Annotated in this window: 7 protein-coding genes; 4 read left to right on the top strand and 3 right to left on the bottom strand. The window is 72.7% G+C overall.

All coding sequences use genetic code 11. The features are described 5' to 3' along the window. The coding region (locus tag I6A60_RS40285; protein WP_203055875.1) for a TetR/AcrR family transcriptional regulator at positions 1–679 on the bottom strand (679 nt) is incomplete at its 3' end. A 208-nt stretch (positions 680–887) separates the two neighbouring features. Here I6A60_RS40285 and I6A60_RS40280 point away from each other — a divergent pair. The 3 genes from I6A60_RS40280 (at position 888) to I6A60_RS42540 (ending at position 3,314) form a co-directional block, all read left to right on the top strand. Further along, positions 888–1,937, top strand: coding sequence for a cyclase family protein (locus I6A60_RS40280; RefSeq protein ID WP_203011629.1), 1,050 nt, complete (start codon positions 888–890; stop codon positions 1,935–1,937). Positions 1,938–2,395: 458 nt separating this feature from the next. Further along, a complete protein-coding gene (locus tag I6A60_RS40275) occupies positions 2,396–2,698 on the top strand; it encodes a nucleotidyltransferase family protein (RefSeq protein WP_203011627.1) in 303 nt (100 codons plus the stop codon). Next, positions 2,586–3,314: a HepT-like ribonuclease domain-containing protein gene (locus I6A60_RS42540; RefSeq protein ID WP_307874119.1), complete on the top strand. Its 729-nt coding sequence runs from the start codon at positions 2,586–2,588 to the stop codon at positions 3,312–3,314. Before I6A60_RS40275 ends, I6A60_RS42540 begins: the two co-directional genes overlap by 113 nt. Here the strand turns inward: I6A60_RS42540 and I6A60_RS40265 are convergent. Then, positions 3,202–3,849, bottom strand: a complete 648-nt coding sequence (locus tag I6A60_RS40265; protein WP_203011626.1) for a response regulator transcription factor — start codon at positions 3,847–3,849, stop codon at positions 3,202–3,204. The genes I6A60_RS42540 and I6A60_RS40265 overlap by 113 nt on opposite strands. Positions 3,850–4,387: 538 nt before the next feature. Between I6A60_RS40265 and I6A60_RS40260 the strand changes: the two genes are divergently transcribed. Then, the gene (locus I6A60_RS40260) at positions 4,388–5,605 is read left to right on the top strand and encodes a lipase family protein (protein WP_307874118.1); all 1,218 of its coding nucleotides are present in this window, start codon (positions 4,388–4,390) and stop codon (positions 5,603–5,605) included. Between the two features lie 160 nt (positions 5,606–5,765). Here I6A60_RS40260 and I6A60_RS40255 read toward each other — a convergent pair whose 3' ends face one another. Further along, positions 5,766–7,037, bottom strand: coding sequence for a cytochrome P450 (locus I6A60_RS40255; protein ID WP_203011624.1), 1,272 nt, complete (start codon positions 7,035–7,037; stop codon positions 5,766–5,768). Positions 7,038–7,567 lie beyond the last annotated feature (530 nt).

The raw sequence follows: 7,567 nt of genomic DNA, 5'->3' as shown, positions 1-7,567 counted from the left end.
CCGCGCGCGGGGGGGGGGGGGGGGCGCGGGGGCCCCCCCCCGCCCCCCCCCCCCCCCCCCCCCCCACGCCGCCGACCGGCAGGTTCGAGATGCCCCGCACGAAGATGTCGGCGTACTGCGCGGCGAGATCCTGCACGCCGACGCGCCCGCCGGCGCGCATCCACAGGTACGTGTAGTTGTGCATCCCGAGCCACGCCTTCGCCGCCATCGGCGGGTCGATCGCGCGGAAATGGCCCGACCGCTGGCCCTCCTCGAAGAGCTGCTCGACGCGCTGCTCGTACTCCCGGCGCCGGCGGCGGAACACCTCGGCGTTGGCACCGGTGAGGGCCGGGAACTCGTGCAGGAAGACCCAGACGTGGTCGGGGAAGCTGTGGATCACGTCGAGGAGCCCGGCGCCGAGCAGGGCGAGCCGCTCGGGCGGGGTGCCACCGGTGCTCGCCACCCGGTCCGCGGACAGCAGGACCTCGTCCATCACCCGGTCGTGGATGGCGACGAGGAGCTGCTCCTTGGAGCCGATGTAGTAGTAGAGCGCGCCCTTGCCGATCTCGTTGGCCTGGCACAGCTCGGCCGTGCTGGTGGCGTGGAAGCCGCGCTGGGCGAACACGTGGGCGGAGGTGTCGATGATTGCCTGGCGCCTGAGCTCCCACTTGGCGCTGCGCCGAACCTGGACCTCGGTCATGGCCGTCGTCGTCGCTCCGTTCAGCCTGTGCTCGCCTGGTGCTCGCCCCTGGGGTCCTGCCCGGTCAGGATACGCGGCCTGAAGTTGACCGACCGGTACAAAGCTGGCTACGTTCGCTGAGGCAGTCAGCCGGCCGTGGCACGGCGGTGGCCGGTCCGGGCTTGACGCTGGACGCGGGCTTGACGGACGCGGGCTTGATGGAGGCAATGTGACGAAGCGGTGGAAGCAGCGTCCGGACGACTCGACCTGGGGTGACTGGGGCGACGACGACGAGCTCGGCCGGATCAACCTGATCACGTCGCAGAAGGTGCTGGAGGGCGTCCGCGAGGTCGAGGCGGGCGTCGCGTTCTCGTTGAGCCTGCCTCTCGACCTCCCGGGCGGCAGCGGGCTCAACCAGCGCCGCTACCCGCCGATCCTGCGTCCCACCGAGGACCTCAAGCACAACGCCGACACGTTCTTCAACGTCGTCGCCAAGGAGAAGCTGCACTACTCCTTCACCGACCTGTGGTCCGACGACATGGTGACCCTCTGGCTCCAGTACTCGACCCAGTGGGACGCCCTCGTCCACCAGGGCGGGCTCTTCGACGCGGACGGCGACGGCGTCGACGAGCCGGTGTACTACAACGGCTTCCGGCCCGGCGAGGACGTGATCGGGCCGAAGGAGGACGCCAAGGGCGACGGCAGCGGCAGTGTCAGCTTCGCCAAGCACCTCGGCATGGAGCACATGGCGGCGCACGGCGTCCAGGGCCGCGCCGTCCTGATCGACGTGGCGCACCACCTCGGCCAGACCGAGGAATGGCACGCCGTCAGCATGAAGACGCTGCGCGAGATCATCGACGCCGACAAGGTCGACATCCGGCCCGGCGACATGGTCCTCATCCACACCGGGTTCGCCACCAAGATCCTGGAGTGGAACGGCAAGCCGGACGACAGCCGCGTCCAGGCGATGTACCCCTACCTGGACGCCCAGGACGACGAGATCCTGCAGTGGATCATCGACTCCCGTATGTCGGCGCTGATCGCGGACAACTACGCCGTCGAGGGCTGGGCGCCCGCGAGCCCCGAGCCGCACACGCTGCTGCCGATCCACAAGCTGTGCCTGTTCAAGCTCGGCGTCCCGCTGGGCGAGCTCTGGTACCTCAACGACCTGGCCGCCTGGCTGCGCGAGCACAACCGCACCAGCTTCCTGCTCACCGCCCCGCCCCTGCGCCTCCCCGGCACCGCCGGCAGCCCCCTCACCCCCGTCGCAACGGTCTAGCCCTAGTCCCGCCCTGGCCAGGCCCCGTCCCCAGCCCGGCCCCCCGCCCGGCCGGCAGCGCCGGCCCGGCTCGGCTGGGTCGGGCCCGGCCCGGCTCGGCTGGGTCGGGCTCGGCCCGGCTCGGCTGGGTCGGGCTCGGCCCGGCTCGGCTTGGTCGGGCTCGGCCCGGCTCGGCTTGGCTCGGCTGGGTCCGTCCCGGCCGACCAGGCCCGGCGGGGCCGGATACGCCGTCGCCAGCCTCGGCGGCAGGTCCTTGATCGCCGTCTAGGCCCTCGCGTGGTCGTGCCCAGCGCGGTTTTACGACCACCCGAGGGCCCAAACGGCGATCACCGCCCGAACGTGGCGGCGCGCCGACGGCCGGGCGGGGCCACGAGCGGCTCGATTCGCCGTCAGCTCGCTCTGGCCTTCCGAGAGTCGTGGTGCCGACGGCGCGTCATGCCTGCGGCTACCCTTACCTGGTGAGGTTCATCGCGGGACTGGAGATCGACGGAGAACGCCTGGCCACGATCTGTGACCGGTACGGGATCGCCGAACTCCAGCTGTTCGGCTCTCAGGCGCGCGGAACCGCGACCGCCGACAGCGACATCGACATCCTGTACACCCTTGCGCCGGGCCGGCGTCTGGGCTGGGACATCGAGCAGCTCGCCGATGATCTCGCCGACCTCTTCGGACGACCCGTCGATCTGGTCTCCGTCCGGGCGCTCCACCCGTTGCTCCGCTCGTCCGTCCTGGCTGAAGCACGGCCCGTCTATGCGGCGTGACGTCCTTCTGCTCGGTGAGATGATCGAAGCGGCCGACCAGGCGCAGAAACTCACCGACGGGATCACCACCAGCGGCCTGGAAGCGGACCGCCAGCGTCGCGACGCGCTCCTGTGGAACTTCACCGTGCTAGGTGAGGCTGCGAGCCGGCTCTCGGGCGAGATCACCGGACGTTTCCCCGACATCCCGTGGAAGCAGCCTGTCCGGTTGCGCAACCGGATCGTTCACGGCTACTGGTCCGTCGACCTCGAGATCCTGCACACCACGGCCAGGGAACAGCTCCCCAGTTCGCCGCCGACCTGCGCCGGGTTCTCGCATCCGTCGGCGAAGGCATCTGAACGCATTCAGGGCTGGCTGCACGCGGCCTGGCCGGCCCGACAGGGGAGCCGCCGTTTAGGCCCACCCGTGGTCGTGACCAGCGCGGTTTTACGGCCACCCGAGGGCCCAAACGGCGATCCTCGCCCGAACGTCCTGGCGCGCCGACGGCCGGGCGGGGCCGGGCCGGTCAGCGGTGTTCGAGGTAGGTCAGGACGGCGAGGACTCGGCGGTTGTCGGTGGCGCCCGCTGGGAGGTCGAGCTTGCGGAAGACGCTGCCGACGTGGGTGCCGACGGTGTTGACCGAGACGAACAGTCGCTGGGCGATCCCGCGGTCCGACAGTCCCTGCGCCATCAGCTCCAGCACGGCGCGCTCGCTGGCGCTCAGCCGCGCGATCGGGTCGTCCCGTCGTCCGGCCGCTAGCAGCGCCCCGACGACGTCCGGATCGACGACGGTGCCGCCAGCGGCGAGGATGCCCAGCGTCTCGCTGAGCTGGCGCGGCGCCAGGATGCGGTCCTTGAGCAGGTAGCCGGTCGCGCGGGCGCCACCGGCCAGCAGCAGCGTGGCGTACTCGGGCACCGCGTGCTGGGAGAGCAGCAGGACACCCAGATCGGACGCGGCGGCCCGCAGCGACAGCGCGGCCCGCAGCCCCTCGTCGGTGAACGTCGGCGGCATCCGGAGATCGAGGACCACCGCGTCGGGCTGACCGTGCGCGACGGCCGCCGGGATCGCCAGCGCGTCGCCGACCAGGTCCACGACCTCATGGCCCTCGGCCTCGAGCAGGCGGCGTACCCCCTCGCGCACGATGACCGAGTCGTCGGCGACGATCACCCGCATGGTGGCTCCGCCCGGGCTCTTTCGGATGCTGCGGCTCCGGGACCCGTCGTGCTGCGGCCGAGTCCCAGCCAGCCGTTTCCCGCGAGCATGCCGGCGAGGATGACGCCTTGAGCGGCGAGCACCGTGGCCGATGGCGCCCACCGTGCGCCCCTCGCCACAACGTCAACGATAGCAAAATGATCACGAGGGGAGGCCACCCTCCGGGGGTCGTCGGCCTCCCGCTTCTCATGGTTTTTCCCTAGGAGAACCACGAGAACTCCCGATGCGACCGGTACGCGCTATCGCCGACACTTTCGGCGCCACCCGCAAAAGGGGGCCGGCGCCGCCCGCCGCGGCGGTGACGGTGGGGGAACAGATGGCGCTACGTGTGGCACCGCGAGCCCGGGTACCGCGAGCCTGGGTTCCGCGAGCCTGGGTTCCGCGAGCCTGGGTTCCGCGAGCCCCGGTTCCGCGAGCCCCGGTACCGCGAGCCCCGGTACCGCGAGCCCGGGTACAGGGGGCCCGGGCTCGGGGGGCCCGGGTCCGATGGGCGGGCCTCGTGGTCGGCCTGGCGCTCGTCGCCGCGGCCTGCGGTAGCGGCGGACAGCCAGCCGGTGCCGCCATCGTGCCGCCGGCGAGCTCCGCGACGGTGCCCTACCGCGGGCCGGCCGCTGCTCCGGCCGGGGACGCGTTCTACGTACCGCCGCAACCGCTGCCCGCCGGGCGGCCGGGCGACATCCTGTGGTCGCGCCAGGTCCCGGCCTCCGGGATGCTGGCCGGCCTGGGTGTCGAGGTCGACCAGGTGCTGTACCTGTCGACCGACGCGCAGGGCCGGCCGGACGCAGTGTCGGGCACCGTCGTCCTGCCGCCGGCGGCGGCGCGAACGGCCGCCCCGCTGGTCGGGTTCGCGTCCGGAACCGAGGGACTGGGCGACGCCTGCGCGCCCTCCAAGACGATCGCGGCCGGCACGTTCGACTGGACCGACCACATCGTCGCGGCTGTCAACCACGGCTGGGCCGTGGCCGTCAGCGACTACCAGGGACTCGGTACGCCCGGCGACCACACCTACAGCGTCGGCCGGTCCGAGGGCCACGCCGTCCTCGACGCGGTCCGCGCCGCGCAGCGCCTCCCCGGCGCCGGCCTGCGCGCCGACGCGAAGGTCGCCTTCTGGGGCTACTCCCAGGGCGGGGGCGCGTCCGCGTGGGCGGGCGAGCTGGCCCCGGCCTACGCGCCCGAGCTGCGCACCGTCGGCGTCGCGGCTGGCGGGGTACCCGCGAACCTGACCAAGGTCAGCGAGGCGGTCGACGGTATGCCCTGGTCCGGGGTGCAGCTCATGTCGGCGATCGGGTTCGCCGCCGCCTACCCGGAGCTGAAGGTCGACGACGCCGTCCAGCCGGCGTTCCGCTCCGCCGTCCAGGGGCTGCGCACCGAGTGCATCAAGGAGGCCCTGCCCGCGTTCGCCGGCAAGCACGTGGGGGACATCCTGACCACCGACCTGCTCCACCAGCCGGCCTGGCAGGCCCGCCTGACGCAGAACTCCCTCGGAGCGAACCCGCCCAAGGTCCCGATCATGCTCTACCACGGCACGGCCGACACGGTCGTCGCGTTCGGCCAGGCCGAGGACCTCGCCCGCCGGTACTGCGCCGCGGGCGTGGACGTGACGTGGCGGGCCTACGCCGGCCAGGACCACGGCGACGCCTGGAACCACATCGACGAGGTGACCTCCTACCTCGCCGCCCGCTTCGCCGGCACCCCCGTCACCCCGTCCTGCCCGTGACGCCAGGCGCGGTCGCGATGGCCTGTCCTTGATCGCTGTTTTGGCCCTGGCGTGGTTGTGGAACAGCCCCGGCCACGACCACCGGAGGGCTCAGACGGTGATCACTGGCGCCAACGTGGCGGCCTGCCGGTCGGCCGTTCGATCGGCGCCTGGGGCGGAGTCACCAGTCCGCTGACAGGCGTTTCACGCCGTTGATGAAGCTGCTGGCCAGCCATTCGGGGTCGCCGGAGGCGTGGAGGTCGGGGAGCTGGGTGAGGAGCTCGCGCCAGATGACGGAGATCTCGCGGCGGGCCAGGTGGGCGCCGAGGCAGAAGTGCGGCCCGGCGCCGCCGAAGCCCAGATGCGGGTTCGGGTCGCGGCGGACGTCGAAGCGGTCGGGGTCGGTGAAGACGGCCTCGTCGCGGTTCGCGGACGAGTAGAACAGCAGCACCTTGTCGCCGGGGTTCAGCCGCTGACCGGAGAGCTGGACCTCGCCGGTGACCGTGCGGCGCATCCAGCGCACCGGGCTCGCCCAGCGCACGATCTCCTCGACGGCCGTCCGGCTCACGCCGGCCAGGTCGTCGCGCCAGATGTCCCGTTGTTCCGGGAACGCGGTCAGTGCCAGCAGCGCGTGGCTGATCGCGGTGCGGGTCGTCTCGTTCCCGGCGACCAGCAGCAGGATGAAGAACGAGACGATCTCGGCGTTGTCGAGCTGCTCGCCGTCCACCTCGGCGAGGGCGAGCGCGGTGGTCAGGTCGTTCGTCGGGTCGGCCCGTCGGCGGACGGCCATCTCCTGGAGCAGCTCGGCGAGCTCCGCGCCGGCACCCAGCAGCGCGGCGACAATGTCGGCGCCCGGGGGGACGAAGTCGGGGTCGCCCGAGCCGAGGATGACGTTCGTGCAGCGGAAGACGTCGCCGTACCGCTCGGGTGGCAGGCCCATCATCCGGCAGATGACCTCCAGCGGCAGCCGGGCCGCGACCCGCGACACGAAGTCGCCCGGCCCCTCGTCGCGCAGCTCGGTCACGATCCCGCGGGCGAGCGCGGCGATGTCGTCCTCGGTCTGGGCGATGAACCGGGGCGTGAAGGCCCGGGAGACGATCCGGCGCAGCCGGTGGTGCCGGGGCGGGTCCATATTGATCATCCCGCCGAAGAACTCCAGGAACTCCGGGGGCAGGTCCGGGATCGAGGTCGCGCCGCGGGCTGACGAGAAGGTCCCCGGCTCGGAGCTGATCCGGACGATGTCCGCGTGTCGGGTCACGGCGTAGTAGCCGGGCCCCTTTGTGATCATCTCGCTGGCCGGCTGTGGCTCCGCGTAGAAGGGCAACGACGGGGCCCCGCGCAGCAGGGCGAACGCGGCGTCGATCTCGGCCCGCGGCCGGACCCAGAACGACAGGTCGGACAGGTCGATGTCGTCGACGGTCTGACCTGGCCCGGCACCGGCTACGACCGACATGGCCTCACGTCCTCCCTAACACCCGGCCGACCTGCCGCCGGTGCTGTCCGCGCGCTGCCCATCGAGGCCGCGCACCAGGGTCCGGGCGGGGCGCCCATGGAGGCCCACCGGCGATGCTCGTCGTCGGCTCTGAAGCTGAGCCGACGGGGTCGGACCCGAGTCCCGACAAGTGTGGACTGGATCGTCGCCGGGGGCGAGCGCAAACGCCGCGCGGGCCAGCCCCCGGCCACCGGGCCGAGCCCCCGCGCCAGGGCCAGGGCCGCCGCGCCTAGCCCGCATACGTGCGCTCGGCGGCCGATCCGGCTGGCCCCGGGGGCGGAGCCGGCCCGCCGAAGACCGGTGGGCCGGGCCTTGATCGCCGTTTCGGCCCTCGGATGGTCGTGATCGAGGCCGGATTACAACCATCTCAGGGCTGAAACGGCGATCATCATCCTGCGGCGGCCCGGCGGCCCGGCGGCCCGGCGGCCCGGCGGCCCGGCGGCCCGGCGGCCCGGCGGCCCCCCCCGCCCCCCCCGCCCCCCGCCGCCCCC

Origin of the sequence: Frankia sp. AgB1.9 (assembly GCF_016786355.1) — a bacterium.
GTDB lineage: Bacteria > Actinomycetota > Actinomycetes > Frankiales > Frankiaceae > Pseudofrankia.
This window is presented reverse-complemented; position numbering and strand designations above follow the sequence as displayed.

What these genes read in the sequence shown, in the direction of transcription:
- I6A60_RS42540 (WP_307874119.1), top strand. Translation starts at nt 2,586, where the DNA reads ATGATCTCGCCGACCTCTTCGGACGACCCGTCGATCTGGTCTCCGTCC.
- I6A60_RS40265 (WP_203011626.1), bottom strand. Translation starts at nt 3,849, where the DNA reads ATGCGGGTGATCGTCGCCGACGACTCGGTCATCGTGCGCGAGGGGGTA.
- I6A60_RS40255 (WP_203011624.1), bottom strand. Translation starts at nt 7,037, where the DNA reads ATGTCGGTCGTAGCCGGTGCCGGGCCAGGTCAGACCGTCGACGACATC.